Consider the following 19,892-nt stretch of genomic DNA (forward strand, 5'->3'; position numbering starts at 1 on the left):
CTCGGTTTTTTTATTGCCTTTTTTCGGAAAAGGCACGGAAATCTGTGCAAACTGTCACATTCAATTAAGGGATATGCTTTATCAATTTATTCAAACAAGGGGGAACTAGTAAGTGAAATTAAATAAGTGGGTTAAAACATTAACGGCATCGACCATGATTCTAGCTTTAGTTGCAGGCTGCGGTTCCAATTCAGGCTCAGGCGGCAACACGCCTAATACCGGGTCTGGCGGCAATAATGCAAGCACGCCGCCGGAGGAGCAAAAGCCGATCACGATTCAGTACTGGCATGCTCATCCCGATACACAGACAGAAGGCCTGGATTATATAATCGAGGAATTCAAGAAGGTAGAGCCAAACATTACGATCGAGCCTGTATACCAAGGCTCATACGACGATCTTGCTCAAAAGCTGCTTGCTGCAGTATCTGCTAAACAAGTTCCTGCGGTAACAAATGTTGAGGTTGCATCAGTACCTGTTTTTGCCAGAGACGGTATTTTTGAAGATCTTACGTCCTACATTGAGCGCGATAAGCTGGACGTAGCTGATTTCTCCGAAGGTATGCTGAAGGCCTACGCTTACGAAGGCACACAATTTGGCTTCCCGCTAATCGTAAGTACAAGCGTAATGATTTACAACAAAACGTTGCTGGATTCCCTTAATGTACAGCCGCCTCAAACATGGGATGAGATGGATGACTATATTAGCAAGACAGCAATCGTTAAAGATGGCAAAACGGAGCGCTATGCATTCTCCGTTCCAGGCTGGGATGTATGGTATTACGATCCTTGGATGATTAACGGCGGCGGTTCTATTCTGAATGAGGATATGACAAAGGCAACGATTGATACAGAAGACAGCCTTCGTTATATTAAAAACTTTGAAAAATGGTTCAAAGACGGCGTAATGCAAATCGGCTACGGCAAAGGCGCTTCCGATACGATGCGTCAGCTATTCCTGCAAGGACAAGTAGCTATGGTTCAGCACTCCTCTGCTATTATTAAAACTTATGTAGAAAATGCAGACTTCGAGGTAGGCGTATCATTCGTGCCAGGCGATAAGAAGCGCATTTCGAATATTGGCGGAGCAGGTATCGTTATGATGGCACAAGCTAAAAAAGAGGAAAAAGAAGCAGCATGGAAATTTATGAAGTTTATTACGGGTGCAGAGCACAATCTGCAATGGGCTGAAAAGGTAGGCTACCTGCCGACTCACAAATCAGTCATCGATACAGAAGAAGGCCGCGCTTATCAAGAAAGATGGCCACAGTACAAAGCGGTGCTAGAAAACTTTGATAACGTTACGCCGCGTTTGCAGCATCCGGTATACCCTGAATTTAGAAATAAATATAAGGATGCCGTTGGAGAAATGGTATTGAATGGCGCAGATGCGGTATCCGCAATGCAAAAAGCCGCCAAAGAAATTGATGAAATTTTGGCTGATCAATAATAATGCAGCTGCTTCATGTTGTAGGTGTGAGATCATTCACACCTACAACCGTTTTTTCGAAATATAAGGCTTTAAAATATAGCAAGCTTTGCTAGCTAGCGGATTATTTTAATAGAGATGAGGTTTTTGTATGAAAGCAGAGAGCAGCCCTCCACAAGTAGTACCGGTTACAAAAACCAAGCGTACTTATTCTAGATTAAAAGAAAAATGGAAAGATTTTGGATTTGCCGCACCAGCCATTTTTTTGTTAACGACATTCGTATTTTATCCTCTAGTTTATTCTGTATATTTGAGTTTTACGAATTGGAATATGATCAAGCCGAACAAGGATTATGTCGGCGTTGATAACTATACAAAAATATTAACGGGCGAAATGTTTGCAAAGGTAATGAAGGTAACCGTCAGCTTTACCCTTATTGATGTATTTTTCACCTTGCTTATTGGGTTAGGCTTGGCATTGCTGTTTAACGTATCTACTAGATTTTTCAACTTTCTGCGTATGATCGTTTTCATGCCATATTATATTTCCATGGTTATCGCATCGATGGTATTTCTATGGATCTACAACGAGCGTTTTGGTCTGGCAAATGCATTTATGAACTGGATTGGCCTGGACCCTGTCAATTGGCTGACGAATACGAGCACAGCGCTCGGGGCCGTAGTCACTGTCTCCTTATGGAAAGGCGTCGGCTTTGCGATGATCATCTTTATTGGCGGCTTGCGCGGTATTCCAAAAGATTACTATGAGGCATCCAATATTGACGGTGCAGGCAAGTTCAAGCAATTCCGTTATATTACATTGCCGCTGCTGTCTCCTATTACGCTGTTCCTTGTCGTAACTAACTTTATTTCATCTATGCAGGTGTTCCAATCGATCAAGATTATGACAGCCGGTGGACCGCTGAACTCTACCAAAGCAGTTGTTTATTGGATTTACGAGATGGCCTTCCAGGATTACAGAACAGGAAGAGCCTCCGCCCTTATTGTTATTTTCTTTATAATCATTATCGCGCTTACTGCGTTGCAGTTTGCCGTATCAAAGAAGAAAGTTCATTACGAAGGATAGGGGGAACAGAAAGTGGCGAAATCATTTTTTAAAGGTTCACGTATCATAGCTGCAATAGCAGTAACCGCGATTATGTTTTTCCCTGTCTATTGGCTATTAATTACGTCGTTCAAATCATCATTTGAGCTAAGGCTGGCTTCGCCTTCCTTTTGGCCGGAGAAATTTTTGTGGAGAAACTATATAGAGGCTTGGAATTCAGCGAGATTCGATCGCTATTTGCTTAATACAATTATAAAGACGTCAGGCATACTTATTCTTCAAATGAATATTACGCTTTGGGGAGCATTCGCGTTTGCTAAAGGAAATTTTTGGGGAAGAGATAAGTTTTTCTTATTCGTACTGGCGGCGCTTATCGTTCCGACCCAGGTTACGTTCGTACCGATCTATGTCATGCTTTCAAAGCTGAATTGGATTGATACCTTTTATGCTTTAATTATTCCGCATGGCGCTTCGGCTTACGCTATCTTTTTGCTAAGACAGTCCTTTAAGTCGATTAATGATAATGTTCTTGAAGCTGCACGAGTGGACGGCGCAGGACGGTTTACAATTTTGTACCGTATTCTGTCACCGATGGCTTACCCGACTATTGCAACACTTACGGTATTAACCTTCATTAGCAGCTGGAATGAATACTTCTGGCCGCTTGTTATGACGAATACAGAGAAAATGCGTGTATTAACTTTGGGAATTGCCTCTATGCGCGATGCCATTGCAGGTGACGAAGCACTTACATTCCATCTGCTTAGCGCGGCGAGTATTATGGTCATTATCCCAATCATACTGGTATTTTTCTTTGCACAGAAGCATATTGTATCCGCCATGTCGAATTCCACTTTCAAATAGAGCTATTCAACTATAGAGAGAGCAGCTCCAATATACAAGTACTTAGGAGGATTGAGGATGGAACTTACGAAACCGCTAATTATTGCACATCGAGGCAGCGCTGGCGAGGCGCCAGAAAATACAATGGCCGCTTTTAAGCTTGCGCTTGAGCAGCAATGCGATGCCATCGAGCTAGATGTTCACTTATCCAAGGATGGAAAAATTATTGTGTGCCACGATGCGACGGTTGACCGTACGACGAATGGCAAAGGGCATATTCATGAAATGACGGTAGACCAAATTAAAGCGCTGGATGCTGGCAGCTGGTTTGACGCGAAGTACGCAGGCGAGCAAATTCCATTGCTGGAGGAAGTGTTTGATCTGGTTCCTCCTCACATTATGATCAACGTCGAAGTCAAGTACCCGTACGGCCATGAAATTGAAGCGAAGCTGATCCAATTGATGCGCGAGAAAAACCGTGTTGACAATGTTGTTGTATCCTCCTTTGATTTCAAGAGCCTGCTAGTGCTTAAAGGGCTGGAGCCGGAAGTGAAGATTGGCCTGCTCTATAACGTGAATTTTGTCAGACACCGCGATGCGGCTGTTATTATGCAGGTTCCGGTGTATTCCTTGCATCCGAATATGAAACGGATCAGCAAGGAGGACGTTGCTGACGCCAAAAGCCATGGACTGCATGTCTATCCGTATACGATTAATACGGAAAAGGATATGAGAAAGGCGATCAACTGCAAAGTTTCAGGCATCATTACAGATTACCCTGCCGTACTTAGAAAGGTGCTGGAGGAAGAAAAGCAACTGCAATAGGAGGTTACAGCCATTGCTGCGTAAACTTATGATGGCTTCAGGCACAGCTTTGTTTCTGCTCGTTGCAGCTGCCTGCGGCTCATCGACTACTGGTGAAGAAGCGGAGCCGAGCGCAACAGTGCCGGCAGCGGAGGAAAGCAATCCGAGTACAGAACAGCCGAAAGTGGATAAAACGAGTAAAAATATTACTCAGGTGGAGGCTAACATTAAGTTCCAGCTCGATAAGCCGGAGTTTAAGCAGCTTCTTGATATTATGCAGCCGGGACCGGTTATTCCCGGTCTGGAGCTGGATCTTGTGCCGCAAGGGCTGGATTATATAAAGGAAAAGGATTGGTTCATCGTATCGCATTATCGTGCGGCTGGCGGAGCTTCCGTATTATCGTTGCTCGATGCTGATTCTGGCGATATGGTGAAGTACTTTCATTTGAATAAGGAAGATGGAAGCGTCTATGCAGGCCATGCGGGCGGAGTAGCTGTCAGCAAGCAGCATGCGTGGGTTTCGTCGGACAAGCATCTTTATCAAATTAAGCTTGAAGATATTTATAATGGTGATTCCAATGCCAAGCTGAAATTTTCCGATCGTATCGAAACGGACACTCGCGCTTCCTTTAATGCCTATGCGGATGGCGTGTTGTGGGTTGGGGAATTTGCCCATGGCCTAGATTATCCTACAAATATAGAGCATCGTCTAATGAATCGGGCCGGTGAGGAGTATAATGCCTGGATTATGGGTTACAAGCTGGATGAAGAGACGGATACCCTACCTCAGGAGCGGCTTGACCAGCGCCCGGCGCGGCCGGATTATATTTTATCCGTAGCTGATCGCATGCAGGGTGTCGAGCTGCTTGAGGATCAAATTATTTTAAGCCAATCGTTTGGCAGAAACAATAGCAGTGAATTGCATTTTCACGAAAATGTGCTGCTGGAAAAACCGCATCAGCACGTCACGATAGACGGCGTGGAGGTTCCGGTGTGGTTTTTGGATAAGGAAAATATGATCCAGAAGCTGGAAGGGCCGCCGATGTCAGAAAGCGCCATTGTGAAGGATCAAACGCTATATGTCCTGTTTGAATCTGCAGCAGATAATTACCGCGACTCGGGAAGTTATCCGCTCGACCGCATTCAATATGTGGAGCTTGACAAGCTGCCAGCCAAGTAGGGCGGCTAGTGTGAGGGAATGGCTGATTTCATTAGCGTTCCCTCATTTCAATAGAGAGGGGGGATGCCGGGCTCTATGATCAGGCGGTAAAAATAATAAGTGCAAATAAGGAGGATGTTATGAGAAAAACCTTGAGAAAAATGGTCGCTGCTGTACTGATGGTCTGTTTATGTTCGATTTATTTTCAAGGAGCGGCAGCTGCGAGGGCTGAAGCTAATTCATCCAATCCAGGAATAGTTATTAGTGAAATTGTCGCTAAATCAAGCGGCAGTGGACAGCTGTATGAATACGTCGAAATCTATAACATGTCGGATGCGCCAATTGATCTTTCAGGTTATCATCTGCTTTATTACACATCGAATTTTGATAGCGCTGCCAATCGCTGGCCTATAGGTAAAACGATTGCCCCTAACAGCACGCTTGTGCTGTGGCTGCAAAAATATAATGTTTCCCCTAAACCTACGCTTGCTATGTTTAACCAAAATTATGGCGTCAGCCTGTCTGCTTCGCAAGTGGTCGAAGTATCGCTTACAACAGCAGCGCAAGGGCTGCATGATACATCCAAGCGGAGAGTGGGCATAGAAAATGCAGCTGGCAGTCTCGTAGCAGCAGCTTATTTCAATGATGCAGGCGTAGACGGCATTACCGATCGCAGCGTTATATATGGTCCTCCTGCAAGTGGAGTGGATGCTGTACGAATTGCCAATGATCAGGAAGCGACTCCTGGCAGCATCGTGCCTGGACAATTTGACAGCACATCGCCTATCCCGTCAGCATTGCCGAAATTGCTTATTACGGAGCTGGTTCAGGATACTGATAATTATGCGGGCTTTGATGCTTTTGAATATGTCGAGCTGTATAATACGACGGCTTTGCCTATTTCCTTGGAAAATTACAAGCTCAGCCTGCTAAGCGGCAGCAATGCGCTGAAGTGGGAGCAGGCAATCGGTGCCGGCGCAGTAATCGAGCCTTACAGCACATTTGTTATATGGACGCATGTAGTAGAGATTGATCCCATTATAGTAGAAGGATTTAATAGCTATTATTATGACTCTTATCAGCTTAAGTGGCTGAGCGGCAGTGAGCTGTACCGCATGGGGGGAGTCGGCGGCTTAGTCAATACGAGCAAGCATATTGTGACGCTTGCCGATCCACAGGGCGGGGAGGTTGTCCGCGCATCCTATAATGACACCGTAAAGGATGTTGCACTAGGAACATCGACCTCGTACAGCTATCCTGTCGACGGGTCGAAGCTGATGCGCAAAACAGGCGTGGCACAAACACCTACGCCGGGCTGGATTCATGCTGGGCAGGTGCCTGCGAAACCGAAGCAGGACGCAATTCCTCCAGCTATGCCGCAAGGCCTGCAGGCGATAGCGGGTGACGGCTTTGTACAGCTGAATTGGCTGCCTAACGCGGAGTCTGATCTGGACAGCTACCGCATTTACAAAGACGGTGCGCTGGAATGGAGTGTGCCGGCCGCACAGCAGGAGGCCGTTATATCTCAGCTATGGGGCAATGTCAGCGTCAGCCTTGCGGTCACGGCAGTGGATACGTCAGGCAATGAGTCCCAGCAGTCTGTAATCTCCGCAACACCGGGCCATCAGATTTTGACACAGCAAACGGTTGGCTCCAGCGTGCCGGGTGCCATGTTTGACCAGTTCTGGCAAGTGAGCGAGGAGGGGGCTTTAATTCCAGGCCTCCATCAGGATATTGTACCGCAAGGCATTGCCTATGATGCGGACAATGACTGGTTTATCATGTCCGCCTATATGCGCGACAAGCGACCGAGCAGCTTATCTGTTATCGATGCAAGCAATGGCCAGCTGATTAAATCAGTTCTGCTTAATAATGATGATGGCACGCCGTATGTTGGCCATGCGGGCGGCGTTACGGTATCCAAGCATAATATTTGGGTGTCATCGGGCGAATATTTGCACCGCTTGCCGAAGGATGCGCTGGAGCAGGCTGCCGATAATGATGAGCTTGCATTCAGCGATAAGTTTTTAACGCCTACACGCGGCTCTTCTGCGACCTATCATAATGGCGTTTTGTGGGCCGGTGAGTTTTATGCCAGCAGCAGCCCGACTGATCCGAGCCATGCGATGGTGAATCGGGATGGCAATACGTATAATGCCTGGCTGGCAGGCTATGAGCTTGACCCTATTACCGACCTGCCTGTCAACACTGCCGTGCCAAGCTACATTTTGAGTATTGCGGATAGTGTACAGGGAGCAACTTTTACGGATGATTATGTCATTACAAGCCAGTCCTATAACCGTTACGCGGATAGCCATCTGACGCGGTATAATAATCCGCTTGCGACTGCGCCGCATACGACAGTTATGTATAATGGCGTCTCTGTGCCGGTATGGTTCCTCGATAACCAGGAGCGGGCATCGGGCAACAGCTTGCTTCATTTGCCTGCCATGTCCGAAGGTGTCATTGCGGTTGGCGATGATGTGTATGTATTGTTTGAATCAGGTGCGACCCGCTATCGCTATACGACTACATTTGTAAGTGATCATATTCGAAAAGTAAGCCTGCCATTGTGGGAAGGTTTGCAATAAATATTGACAACTATAGCAGTGATAATGACCGATTTCTATAGCAGTGATAATGACCGATTGCCCTCATTTATGGGGGGGGATCGGTCTTTTTTTTGAGCAATGGTACATCCTTAGCCGGGGACATGCAGCGTCACTACTTGTGGCATCTGTTGCAGGCTCGAAACGGTCGATTCATCAGAACTTATGTTTCAAAGGCGAAAATATAGTTTACAAAATAGAAAGCCGCAATTCAAACTAATTAAGGCAGGTGTTTCACAATGAAAAAGCATATAGCAAGTGTCAACGGAAATGATTTGGTCTATGAAGAATGCGGAGAGAGCAGCAGGCGCGTTATCATTTTGCTTCATGGCTTCTGCGGCTCATCTCATTACTGGCACAAGGTTTGTCCGCTGCTAAGCGATAAGTATCGCATTATTATGCCACAATTGCGCGGACATGGGGGCTCATATGCACCTGATGGCGATTATTCTATTGAAGCAATGGCAGATGATATATATAAACTGATGGTAAAGCTGGAATTGGATAAAGTCGTTATGTTCGGCCATTCGCTGGGGGGATATGTGGCGCTCGCATTTGCAGAGAAGTATAAGGAGAGACTGCTGGGTCTAGGCCTTATTCATTCAACCGCTTTGCCGGATACAGAGGAGACGAAGGAAAAAAGACGCCATGATATTGACGATATTTCAGCTAACGGTATTAACAGCTATGTGGAGAAGCTTGTTCCGAAGCTGTTTACAGAGTCTAAGAAGCAGAACATGCAGGAGGACATCCAGCATATCGTTCATATTGGCCTTCATATGAATCAGGAAGGAGCTATTGGGGCACTGCAAGCGATGATGAATCGGCCGGACCGCAGCCATGTGCTGGCTGAAGCGGATTATCCGATTCTGCTCGTCGCCGGTGCTGAGGATGATGTCATATCGCCGCTCGATTCCTTCACTATTACTTGCAAAGGCGTGGCAGACTCCACCTTCGGCTATCCGCATATACTGGAGAACACGTTTGAAGATGTGTCGCATATGAGCCTGGTGGAAGTGCCGAATCAGCTCTCTCGCGTAATCGCTAACTACTTGAAGATTGTGTACGAGAAAGCAGAGCTGAGGGCGTAATGGAAAAGCAGAGCTGTGCGCGTAACGAAGCGGAGATGCGAGTGTAATGGAGAAGCAGAGCAGGGCTGCGAGCGTAGCGGAAAGCTGAGCTGTGAGCGTAATGGAAAAAGCGGGGGAGCGCATGCTCCCCCGCTAAGTCTGTTGAGCTTCAACAGACCTAATCCGCGATGAATCTCCAGTTTCACTAGCCTAGCTGGTCAGACGTTCCGCTATTACGTCCAAAATCGCTGTTTCGAGGCAGCAAAGTGACAGACGTTCCGCTATTGACCCATAAATCGCAGAAAAAGTATCATTTAGAGCCGAATAGCGGAATGTGTGACCGCGAAAATAAAAAAATGGTAGTTTTAAGGCAAATAACGGAACGAGTGACCGCGTGAATATGAGCAAACGTGGGTAAACAGCGAGAAAGGGGAGTGAGGGTCAATATGGAATCAAAAGCTTCCTAGCCGGTCAGACGTTCCGCTATTACGTCCAAAATCGCTGTTTCGAGGCAGCAAAGTGACAGACGTTCCGCTATTGACCCATCAATCGCAGAAAAAGCATCATTTTGAGCTGAATAGCGGAACAGGTGACCGCGAAAATAAAAAAATGGTAGTTTTAAGGCAAATAGCGGAACGAGTGACCGCGCTGACGGATGGACAATTCTATAATTTCGCGATAATTCCAAAACGAGCAGCGTTTGTTTTGATGCCTTTCTCGCATTGGTTTTCGTCAATAAATTGCTGCAGTATATTAAAATCGGATGCCTGATGTCCAAAGTCGGGAATGATAGGTGTGTGCTTTAACAGAAAGATCAAATCTTCCGCTGTTTGATAGTACTCGGTCACCTGATATTCAAATGACTGGATATCGGCAAAGCCTGCGTCACGCAATTCTGAAATGTATTGCTGTTTTAATGTACCTGCCGGTGTGCCATACGTTTGTCCTCTCCCGAATGCTTCTTTTATATTTTGCTTGTCGTTTTCGTTAACCTGTTGAGTAAGAAATATCCCGCCATCGCCTAACACTCTGGCTACCTCTCTCGCACAAAATGGCGAATGTCTGCAGGAAGCGATCTGGAAGAAGCGGTTAGGGAAATCCAGCTTTTCTGCATCCATTTGCATAAAACGCACATTAGGCTTATCCGCTGCGGCACCATTGTTAATGGCTGTTTCTATCATGCTTGACGATTGATCAATACCTACCAAAAGCAGCGCCGAATCGGATATTTTTAAAATAGCTTCCCCACCGCCGGTTCCGATATCGAGCAGCACATCTGATTTTTTGCAAATTTTCACTACTTCATGATATAGGTCCCACTGCTTTCCTTCAGATTGACATTTCACCTTGCTGAAATCCCATCCGTTCCTTTGTCCAACTTGATCATAAAACAGCTTATAATCGTGTGTTTGCATAGTTATGCTCCACCTTTCATTGAGTACAGATTGAAATAGCCATTCTATTTACATTCAAAGCATAGCTTCTATGGATCAAAAGGGCAGACTTCCCCCTTGATAGCTGGTACGCGTTTTTTCCAGCCCGAAAACTAAATACCTCGAACGATACGGAAGGACATCCCATTCACCCCAATTGAAAGATAATTCCATCATGCAAAGATAATTCCATCATGGAAAGTTAGTTCCATCAAGGAAAGTAATTCCATCATGGAAAGATAGTTTCATTATAGAAAGATTATTTTCATTATAGTTGGACGAAAGCTTGGCAGGCAAGCGAATGCCATGCGGACATATATCGACGAACTATATATTATTTATTGACATATATCGATCGTCTATATACAATGTTATATAGATGATCGATATATAAGGAGGACGGGATGAAATGAAAATTGATAAAAGTTTGATGAGCGGAAGCACAACATTGCTTATTTTAAAGCTTCTTGACAGCAGCGATATGTATGGCTATCAAATGATCAGCGAATTGGAGCGCCGCTCAGAAAGTGCTTTTACGCTAAAAGCAGGGACGCTGTATCCGATACTTCATAATTTGGAGCAGCAAGGGATGATAGAGTCATATGAGCAGGCGGAAGACAGCGCCAGACCGCGCAAATACTATCGCATTACTAAGCAGGGCAAGCAATTGTTTGCAGAGCAAAAGGCGCAATGGACGACGTATACTTCAATTGTAAATCAAGTGCTGGGAGGGGCGAATTGTGCAATCATCTAGCAGGAACTACGTTGCTTCTTTTTTAGAAGAGGTGTGCAAGGAGATACGCTATAAGGGCATTCATAGAAGTATACGAAGGGAATTGACGGATCATATTGAGGATCAAAAGAGTGAATACATATCGCAAGGGATGGAGGAGGAAGCGGCAACCTTAAAGGCTGTTCAGCAAATGGGCGATCCATACGTGGTCGGCAGGCAGCTTGATAAGACGCATCGGCCTAAGACGGAATGGTCGATTCTAATTATTGCCGCATTATTCGTCGTAGTTAGCGGTGTGATTCAATACTTTTTTTCGCAAATCAGCGAGCCTTACAGTGAGGGTATGTTTTTGCATTTTCTTATGTACGCGCCGATTGGTATAGCTGCCTTTGCGCTTTTGTATTTTTTTGATTATACGTGGCTTGGGCGCCATGCAAGGCTTGTCTTCTTTATTTTATTTGCCATGACGATTGCCGGCTGGCTCGTTTCAACAACGAAAATTAATGGTTCATACACCTTCATCACTTACGCTTCCTTAGTGTTGATTCCCGCATTTGCCGGTTTAGTCTACAGCTTTAGAAATAAAGGTTATGCCGGCATTTTGTACAGCAGCTTGTGCTATGCCGCAGCAGGGGTTATGTTTTTAATGGCGCCATCCTTTTCTTCCTTTGCGCTGTTCACGAGCTGTTGTTTAATAATAATGACTGTTGCGATCACAAAAGGGTATTTTGGAGGCAAGCGGCTGCCAAGCCTTCTTATCGCCTATGCTCCGGCATCGCTTGTACTGCTGCTTTCATTCTTTAACATGTCAGCCTATCATTTTGCAAGAATCCAATCATTTTTTGACAGCAGCGACACAGCTGGATCTGGGTATCAACTTGCGACAGTTAGGAAGTTGTTTGCTTCTTCACAGCCAATGGGGGAGGCGGCGCTTAGCGGTTATGCTGATCATTTAACGCTTGATCGTATATTGCCGGCTTGGTCCACGGATTTATCGCTAACGTATATCATTGCGAAGCTGGGACTTATTCCAGGGATAGCGTTAGTATCGATTCTGCTTATCTTCATAGCTAGATTGCTAATTTCGGTATTGAAGCAGAAGCACGCATACGGTTTTCTTGTATCTTTCGCAGTTTGTCTTGCCCTCGCAGGGCAGATTATCATTTACGTATTGTCGAATATCGGTGTTATGCAGGCCATGTCCTTGCCTCTTCCGCTAATTTCTTTTGGCGCTGCCGGGTTTGTGGCTAATATGGCATTGCTGGGCTTGCTGCTCTCCGTACATAGGAGAACGAACCTAGTCAGCGGCAGTTTGTCGTCTTAGCTGTATTGAAGGCTTAATCTAGTGATTGCCGATATTGACTAGGCGTCGTTCCAACGATGCGTTTAAATACAGTTAAAAAGTAGCCGAAATCTTTGTAGCCGACCATTTCTGCAATAGCTGAAACTTTAAGCTGAGTGCTTCTAAGAAGCTCTTGGCTTTTTTGTATGCGCAACGACTGCAAATAACGGCTGAAGTTCTGCTCTGTATGCCGCTGAAATAATCTTTGAAGATGACGCTCGCTCCACATGCTTATTTTGGCAATCTCAGAGAGCTTTAAATCTTCATGAAAATGCTGATCGACATAGCTTAGCAGCTGATCGAACAGAGTAAGCTTATCACTAGGAGGGCGATAATTTTTCTTTTCTTTTATCCGTTTTATAACAAGGAGCAGCTGGAGTACTAGAGCCTGTAAGAAATCATCAGAATCCTCCTGCTGTATGGAGTATTCTCTGTGCAGCGCAAAAAATATTTTTTCAATGGCTTCATTTTGATCCGAAATAGAGAAAGGAAGGGTGCCGCTGCTTGATAAAGATTCAATAAATGAACGGGTGCTGTTATTTGAACAGGCTGAAGCTAGTTTAAACAAAAGATCCAAGCTGAGCACGCAATTGTACACAATTAGAGGGTGTTTGCTTATGTTGGTAGTTGCAGGCCGAAATACATGGGGCACACCTATTGGGATATAACAAAGATCGCCTTTGTGAACACGGTAAACCTCGTTATTAATATGATGGAAACCGCCGCCTTCTGCAACATAGGCAAACTCGATAAACTCATGATCGTGTAAAGGAAGGTTAAAATCTTCAATAGCGCGATTGATATATATTTGCGGCCCATTCCGAAACATCGGCTGGCTCTTTAAAGTAGTAATGGAATGACTCATACCGATTCACCTCTATATTTACATGATGAATAATGTCGTAATTGCCATACTAAAATGTCTGATTCATCTAATATATTATAACAGCTGCTCCCTTATTATAGAACTAAATGTTGGCAATAGAGAGGAGTGCTAAATCAATGCTTGAAGTGGTAGATTTACGCTGTGAATATAAGGTCAATCCGATAGGGATAGACGTACGCCGCCCGCGAATTAGCTGGAAGCTGAAAACGGATGAGAGAGCAGTGCTGCAAACCGCCTACGAAATCGAAGTCGCTGCGGACGCGGAGTTTAGCCGGATTATTTGGAGCTCTGGAAAAGTGGAGTCCGATCAATCGACCCATGTAGAAATTGTTGATGTGCAAATTGCTTCGAGCACGCGGTACTACTACAGGGTAAAAAGCTGGAGCAATAAAGGAGATAGCTCGGATTGGTCGGCGGCTGCTTTCTGGGAAACAGGGCTGCTCCATACCTCCGATTGGTCAGCGCATTGGATTGGCGCTCCCGCAGAAGTAATTGCTGAAGATGCTGAGCAATCGCCATTGCTGCGCAAAAGCTTCGAACTGAAGGCTGGCATTCGCCAGGCGCGTATTTATACCACTGCGCTAGGGTTGTATGAGCTAGAGCTTAATGGCGCTCGTGTAGGAGACAGTTATTTTACGCCAGGCTGGACGAGTTATAATCACCGTCTGCAGGTGCAGACCTATGATGTGACGAGCATGCTGCAAGAAGGAGAAAATGCTATTGGCGCCATGCTGGGGAAAGGTTGGTACAGCGGCAATTTGGGCTGGCAGGATCAGAAAGATATTTACGGCAGCCAAATCGCATTGCTGCTACAAATGCATATTTGGTATGAAGACGGCAGTGTCGAAACAATAGCAACGGATGAGCAATGGTTGGCTTCCGCAAGTCCGGTATTAATGTCAGAGATTTACCACGGCGAAACGTATGATGCAAGATTGGAGCAGCCTGGCTGGAGCGAGGCTGGCTTCCATGACAGTGCTTGGCAGCAGGCTGTCCGTGTTGAACGCGGGCTTAGCCAGCTTGTGGCGCAGGAGAATGAGCCGGTTCGCAAAACCGGGGAGATTAAGCCGATCGCGCTTATTCAAACGCCTAAAGGCGAGACAGTTATAGACTTTGGTCAAAATATGGTAGGCTGGGTGCGGTTTAGGGTTCGCGGAGATGCTGGTTCGACAATAGAAATCCATCATGCGGAGGTACTGGACAACGACGGAAACTTCTATATGGAAAATATGCGCAGTGCCAAGGTAACGATTTGTTATACATTAAAGGGTGCAGATGTGGAAACCTATGAGCCGCGCTTTACATTTCAAGGTTTTCGGTATATTAGACTAATCGGTTTCGATGCTGGTGTGCAACTTGGTGATTTCACGGGAATCGTTCTGCATTCTGATATGCCTGCTATAGGAACATTTGAGTGCTCGGATCATCTCATTAATCAGCTGCAGCATAATATTGAGTGGGGGCTGAAGGGCAATTTTCTCGATGTGCCGACGGATTGTCCGCAGCGCGACGAACGGTTAGGCTGGACTGGCGATGCTCAGATGTTCATTCGGACGGCAACCTATCTGTACAATGTAGCGCCTTTCTTTACAAAATGGAGCCGGGATCTTGCGGCCGACCAGCTAGAAAATGGAGGAGTCCCGTTTGTAATTCCGAATGTGCTCAGCAAGGAGTCGCACTCTTCATCGGCTTGGGGGGATGCAGCTGTTATTGTTCCATGGACGCTGTACATGGCATATGGCGACCAAAGAATTTTAAAGGAGCAGTACAGCAGTATGAAAGCTTGGGTCTCCTATATTCAACAGCAGGGGGACAATCCATTTTTGTGGAATACAGGCTTTCACTTTGGTGATTGGCTAGGGCTCGATGCCAAGCCGGATTCTTATGTCGGCGCGACAGACAGGGATTATATAGCAACAGCTTTTTATGCTTACTCCACTTCATTGCTGCAAAAAACAGCGGCTGTGCTTGGCAAAACAGAGGATGCCGAGTATTACGCCAAGCTGTATGCAGACATTGTGGCGGCATATACGGAGGAATTCGTAACACCTGCCGGGCGTTTATCTGTATCTACGCAGACTGCACAAGTACTGGCGCTCATGTTCGGCTTGCTGCAAGGGAAAGCGAAGGAGCGGGCAGTCGCTAAGCTGATGGAGCTGATGGAGGAAAGCAAGTTCCATCTTACAACCGGCTTTGTAGGAACACCTTATTTGAATCATGTGCTAAGCGATCATGGCCAGCTGGACACAGCGTATCGGCTGCTTTTCCAACAGGATTATCCATCGTGGCTGTATCAGGTAACCAAAGGCGCTACAACGATTTGGGAGCACTGGGACGGCATCAGAGAGGATGGCAGCTTCTGGAGCAAAGATATGAATTCCTACAATCACTATGCATATGGCGCTATTGGGGATTGGATGTATCGCTGCGTTGCAGGAATAGATACGGATGAGGAAAAAGCAGGCTACAAGCATATTTTTGTCCGTCCGCAGCCAGGAGATCAATTAAGCTGGGCTGACGGCAGCCTGAATACGATGTACGGAAGCATACGCTCCAAGTGGAGCAGAGCAGAGGACGGTGCTATGGAACTGCTCGTTGTGATCCCGCCTAACACGACTGCCACAATTGTTCTTCCGGGAGCAGATAGCGATAAAACGATGGAATCGGAAATTCCGCTGCAGCAGACCGAAGGAATAAGTTCAGTTGAACAAGTGGAGAATGGGGTTTCCATGCTGGCAGGCTCAGGGGAATATCGTTTTACTTGGTAAAGGAACGAATTGCGAGGAATTTGGCTGGATGTAATCGGCTACCGAGCAATGATTAACTTCTAAGGGTTGCCACAAACGCTATTCGTGCAAAAATGACAGCTTGAATTTTTTAACGGTTGCTATTGTGCTTAATTCCCAAAAAACACTGATTTTTCACGGGAAATGGCACAATAGCGCTCGTGGCAACCGTTAAAAGCTCAAATGAGTTAAAATAATCGAAATAGCATCGCTGACATCCGTTAGAGCAATTTTGTCAGTTAATTATAGAATACGTGTTGATGGCCCATATAAAAGACACCTTCGTGGTTTAGCAGCTGATCTGCTAGATCTCTTTTCCTTATATTGATGCTTTACGGTAGACGTTTACAGCAATCATTTTTTACTGCCGCTATTGCCAAGGCCATGCTTCAGCTTGTAATCGCTGGGCGTCATGCCGACATATTTTTTGAACACTTTAGAAAAGTATGGTCTATCCGAATAACCAAGCATCATGGACACCGATTCCAAAGTCTGATTTGAGGTTTTTAATATTTTTGAAGCGATCTCCATTTTGTATTGGTGGACATAGTCAGTAAAATTAATGCCGGTCAATCTTTTAAAATAACGGGAAAAGTAGCTTGGATTCAAATATAGATAATACGCCATATCTATGGAAGTAATATTTTCAGACAAATGCTCATCGATATAATTTTGAATCACTTGCAGTTTTGGCTCTTGAATCACGGAGGCTGTACGCTCGCCCCGGTTCAACAAAAGCTCATTCAAACGCCGCTGCATCAGATCTAACACATCATCTGCGTTTTTTGCGATGCCCATATAATAGTAGCAATCCTCGTCGCTTCGTCCGGCAAATGCCATTTCAAGCTCCCTTAGTAAAAAAGCAGCGCTGCTTATAAAAGCATGCGGCTCGATTCTATCCTTCGCTGTGCTTAATATTTCTTGCAGTACCGAAGCAATGCCTTCCTTATCGCTTTTTACCAATGTGCGTTCAATTTGCGCTTTATAGTTGTCAAGAAACTGTTCGGTCCTCGATGAAAAAACGATCCGGCTAAACTGCTTTCGGCTCGTAACAATAACATCCTCCGGCTCGTAAAACAGATTCAGCTCCTTATCAGTCTGCAAATAAATAGCCCGCAGCGTTTGAAGATCTGTCCGATCTGTAAAGATGAGGATACGCAACCGGATTTTCAAAAACTGGACGCAGCGGTCATACAGATTTTTCATAAAGTGCTGTAAATGCTGCTCCGTATTATGCGCTAAATTTGGGCGGAAGTTATAAATAATAATAATATTCTTATTCTCCTGCTCCAAAAAAACAGTAATTCCTTCATAGGAATCAGAAAGCTCTACTGCAATATTATATACAGCATATAAAATGGAAAGGATGTCCTTTTTTTCGTAAAATTCATCAAAAGTGGCGTAAACCATATTCGCCTCAGCAATCATAAAGTCGGGGTATTCCCATTTGATGCCCAATTGTTTGGCATGTACCAAAATTTCTTCAGTGCGCACTCCATCTATTATTCGTTGGAACAGCCCTTGCTTATACAAATCATTATTATAATTCGACATTTTCTCCAGCCCGGTTTGATCTTTAGGGGCTAAAAATCGTATCGACTTCAGCAAACTTTCCTTGAGCTGTTCTTCCGTCAATTGATCTTTAATTAAATAATCATCGGCATCAAGCTTAACTGCTTGCTGGGCGTAATGAAAATCCTCGTGACAGGTTAGGAAAATAATTCGGACACCCGGCTTCTGCTTAATAAACATTTCGGCAAGCTCAATTCCGTTTTTCTTCGGCAAGCCAATGTCCGTAATGATAATGTCCGGTGACATCTCTTGAAACAAATGCATAGCCTTTGTACTGGAGTAGCTTGTTCCGATTAGCTGCAAATTCAATTCTTCCCAGTTAATCATTTGCTCCAGCACCTTTAGCACAGGCACATCATCGTCAATAATCATCACTTTATGCATCATAACTTAGCTGCCTCCCCTGATACAAGTAATTCACTTTCTTGAATCGGTATGCGAATAATAGCTGCAGTTCCGCCTGTATCAAGCGACTGCAAGGTTAATGAAACGGATTGGTCGAATGTAAGCCTTAACCTTCGCACGACATTAATAAGCCCAACTCTTTCATAGGATGAGTATTTCTCCGGATCATCATTCTGCAAAAGGTGATTAAGTGAATCGAGCTGCTCTTGTTCCATCCCTTCGCCATTATCCTCAATCACGATGACAACATCCTGCTTGTCCCAGCTGGCGCGAACAATAATTTTTGGATCAGGCACATCAACCAAACCGTGCACTATTGCATTTTCTACAACGGGCTGAAGAACAAGCTTTGGAATAATTAGCCGCTCGGTGGAACGATCCAGCTGAAATTGCAAATCAATTTGCATTTCATTGCGAATTTGCATAATATCGGCATAGTGGCGAAGCAATCTGCACTCTTCCTGCAGTGTAACAGGCTCGCTGACTTTCAAGTATGCGCGAAGCAAATTCATTAAGGAGTCAATAACGCCTGAGTGCAGCTGATCCTTTTGCAGCATAAGACTGAATTTAATTGAATTAAGCGTATTTATAAGAAAATGAGGCCGGATTTGCATAAATAGTGCTTCCAGCTCCATTACTTTTTTCTGTTCTTGTTCCTGTTCAATATCTGCGATCAGCTTTTGCAGCTGATCCAGCATCGTATTTATTGATTTGCTCGTCTCCGCAATATCATCCTCACCTTTTACATCCAGGCGCATATCTAAGTTCCCCATACCGAATTGCCGCACAACCCGCTGCAGCTTTTGAATTGGAGTATACAGCTTCTTGGCAATATACATGGAGAAAATGGAGAATACAAAAAACAAGCCGATTATGCATGCAATCGCCGTATAGAAAGTACGGGAAATTTGACCAGTTAATGCTTCTTGTGTCGTTTCGTAAACAAGCTTCCAGCCAGTTTTGTCCAAAATGATTTCAGAGCGCAGATTGTCATTTTTCTTATCCGTCTTTTCGAAATTAATATCACTTTTATTTAGTATAATTTTGCCTTCAGAATCAAATAATGCGGCCTGTCCGAACTGCACAGGCTTTAGTAAGCCTTCAAAATAACTGTCAGAAATACTAATTAATAAAATAGAAGCAGGATCTTTTTGGTTCAAATAAGGAATCACTCTTGCAATGAAATAATTGCTCTTCCCGGATGTGGCGTCTGTAAACAAGCCGAGCCACTGCAACGACTCCAGCTGCTTTGTATCCACCTTTTGGAGCAGGGCTTTCAAATTGAGCTGCACATTTTTCATGCCTTCGCTATTAGAAGAAATAATAAAGTCTTTGCGATTTACGAGGAACATACGAATGTTGTAGTTCAACGTTTTTGAAGTAATAAGCGATAAATCATCTTCTATCTGTTTATACATCTGATAGTCGTTATAACTGTTCAAACGCTCGGTATTGGCAAAATCGCTCAAATACTCCTTAAACCGGGTGTCATTTACGATATAAAAAGAAGAGAATGAAATATCATCGATGGTCCGCGCAATTTCGTCATTAATTACGTTCAAAAAGTTGTCATTGCTAAGCTGGACCTTTTCGATCATCGAATCCTTAATTAAAATATAAGATCCAACAGATACTGCAATAATCGGCAAAAAAATAAAAACGAGAAACGACAGCTGTATTCTTCGATGATAGGATAATTTTGACATGGCTAATCGCTCCTCGCTTTATATCGGAATAAACAAAATTATTGTAACATAC

The 19,892-nt window shown here is 44.8% G+C and carries 14 protein-coding genes; 10 read left to right on the plus strand and 4 right to left on the minus strand.

The genetic code is table 11. From position 1 onward, the window contains the following. Positions 1 to 112: 112 nt before the first annotated feature. The 7 genes from V1L65_RS17775 to V1L65_RS17805 all read left to right on the plus strand — a co-directional run bounded on the left by V1L65_RS17775 (position 113) and on the right by V1L65_RS17805 (position 8,998). Positions 113 to 1,447, plus strand: coding sequence for an ABC transporter substrate-binding protein (locus tag V1L65_RS17775; RefSeq protein ID WP_331700559.1), 1,335 nt, complete (start codon positions 113 to 115; stop codon positions 1,445 to 1,447). Positions 1,448 to 1,577: 130 nt separating this feature from the next. Next, positions 1,578 to 2,513 (plus strand): carbohydrate ABC transporter permease, encoded by a 936-nt coding sequence (locus tag V1L65_RS17780; protein WP_331700560.1) that lies wholly within the window; start codon positions 1,578 to 1,580, stop codon positions 2,511 to 2,513. A 72-nt stretch (positions 2,514 to 2,585) separates the two neighbouring features. Further along, entirely contained in the window at positions 2,586 to 3,356 is a 771-nt protein-coding gene (locus tag V1L65_RS17785) for a carbohydrate ABC transporter permease (protein ID WP_331700618.1), read from the plus strand. Positions 3,357 to 3,413: 57 nt separating this feature from the next. Next, positions 3,414 to 4,160, plus strand: coding sequence for a glycerophosphodiester phosphodiesterase (locus V1L65_RS17790; protein WP_331700561.1), 747 nt, complete (start codon positions 3,414 to 3,416; stop codon positions 4,158 to 4,160). A gap of 13 nt (positions 4,161 to 4,173) precedes the next feature. Further along, on the plus strand, positions 4,174 to 5,319 hold the full coding sequence (locus V1L65_RS17795; protein WP_331700562.1) for a hypothetical protein: 1,146 nt from the start codon (positions 4,174 to 4,176) through the stop codon (positions 5,317 to 5,319). A 119-nt stretch (positions 5,320 to 5,438) separates the two neighbouring features. Continuing rightward, positions 5,439 to 7,889 (plus strand): lamin tail domain-containing protein, encoded by a 2,451-nt coding sequence (locus tag V1L65_RS17800; protein ID WP_331700563.1) that lies wholly within the window; start codon positions 5,439 to 5,441, stop codon positions 7,887 to 7,889. A gap of 257 nt (positions 7,890 to 8,146) precedes the next feature. Then, on the plus strand, positions 8,147 to 8,998 hold the full coding sequence (locus V1L65_RS17805; protein ID WP_331700564.1) for an alpha/beta fold hydrolase: 852 nt from the start codon (positions 8,147 to 8,149) through the stop codon (positions 8,996 to 8,998). 644 nt (positions 8,999 to 9,642) lie between these two features. On the opposite strand, the gene V1L65_RS17810 is transcribed toward V1L65_RS17805, so the two are convergent. Then, the gene (locus V1L65_RS17810) at positions 9,643 to 10,392 is read right to left on the minus strand and encodes a class I SAM-dependent methyltransferase (protein ID WP_331700565.1); all 750 of its coding nucleotides are present in this window, start codon (positions 10,390 to 10,392) and stop codon (positions 9,643 to 9,645) included. Positions 10,393 to 10,819: 427 nt separating this feature from the next. Between V1L65_RS17810 and V1L65_RS17815 the strand changes: the two genes are divergently transcribed. Both V1L65_RS17815 and V1L65_RS17820 read left to right on the plus strand, forming a co-directional pair. After that, positions 10,820 to 11,164, plus strand: a complete 345-nt coding sequence (locus tag V1L65_RS17815) for a PadR family transcriptional regulator (protein WP_331700566.1) — start codon at positions 10,820 to 10,822, stop codon at positions 11,162 to 11,164. After that, positions 11,151 to 12,467, plus strand: a complete 1,317-nt coding sequence (locus V1L65_RS17820; RefSeq protein WP_331700567.1) for an FtsW/RodA/SpoVE family cell cycle protein — start codon at positions 11,151 to 11,153, stop codon at positions 12,465 to 12,467. The genes V1L65_RS17815 and V1L65_RS17820 overlap by 14 nt, the downstream gene beginning before the upstream one ends. A gap of 13 nt (positions 12,468 to 12,480) precedes the next feature. Here V1L65_RS17820 and V1L65_RS17825 read toward each other — a convergent pair whose 3' ends face one another. Next, positions 12,481 to 13,350 (minus strand): AraC family transcriptional regulator, encoded by an 870-nt coding sequence (locus tag V1L65_RS17825; RefSeq protein WP_331700568.1) that lies wholly within the window; start codon positions 13,348 to 13,350, stop codon positions 12,481 to 12,483. Positions 13,351 to 13,487: 137 nt separating this feature from the next. Between V1L65_RS17825 and V1L65_RS17830 the strand changes: the two genes are divergently transcribed. Next, positions 13,488 to 16,139: a glycoside hydrolase family 78 protein gene (locus V1L65_RS17830; RefSeq protein WP_331700569.1), complete on the plus strand. Its 2,652-nt coding sequence runs from the start codon at positions 13,488 to 13,490 to the stop codon at positions 16,137 to 16,139. A 372-nt stretch (positions 16,140 to 16,511) separates the two neighbouring features. On the opposite strand, the gene V1L65_RS17835 is transcribed toward V1L65_RS17830, so the two are convergent. Next, entirely contained in the window at positions 16,512 to 18,116 is a 1,605-nt protein-coding gene (locus tag V1L65_RS17835) for a response regulator (RefSeq protein WP_331700570.1), read from the minus strand. Beyond that, the gene (locus V1L65_RS17840) at positions 18,113 to 19,840 is read right to left on the minus strand and encodes a sensor histidine kinase (protein ID WP_331700571.1); all 1,728 of its coding nucleotides are present in this window, start codon (positions 19,838 to 19,840) and stop codon (positions 18,113 to 18,115) included. Before V1L65_RS17840 ends, V1L65_RS17835 begins: the two co-directional genes overlap by 4 nt. Positions 19,841 to 19,892 lie beyond the last annotated feature (52 nt).

The sequence above is a fragment of the Paenibacillus sp. IITD108 genome, assembly GCF_036541265.1.
Classification (GTDB): domain Bacteria; phylum Bacillota; class Bacilli; order Paenibacillales; family Paenibacillaceae; genus Pristimantibacillus.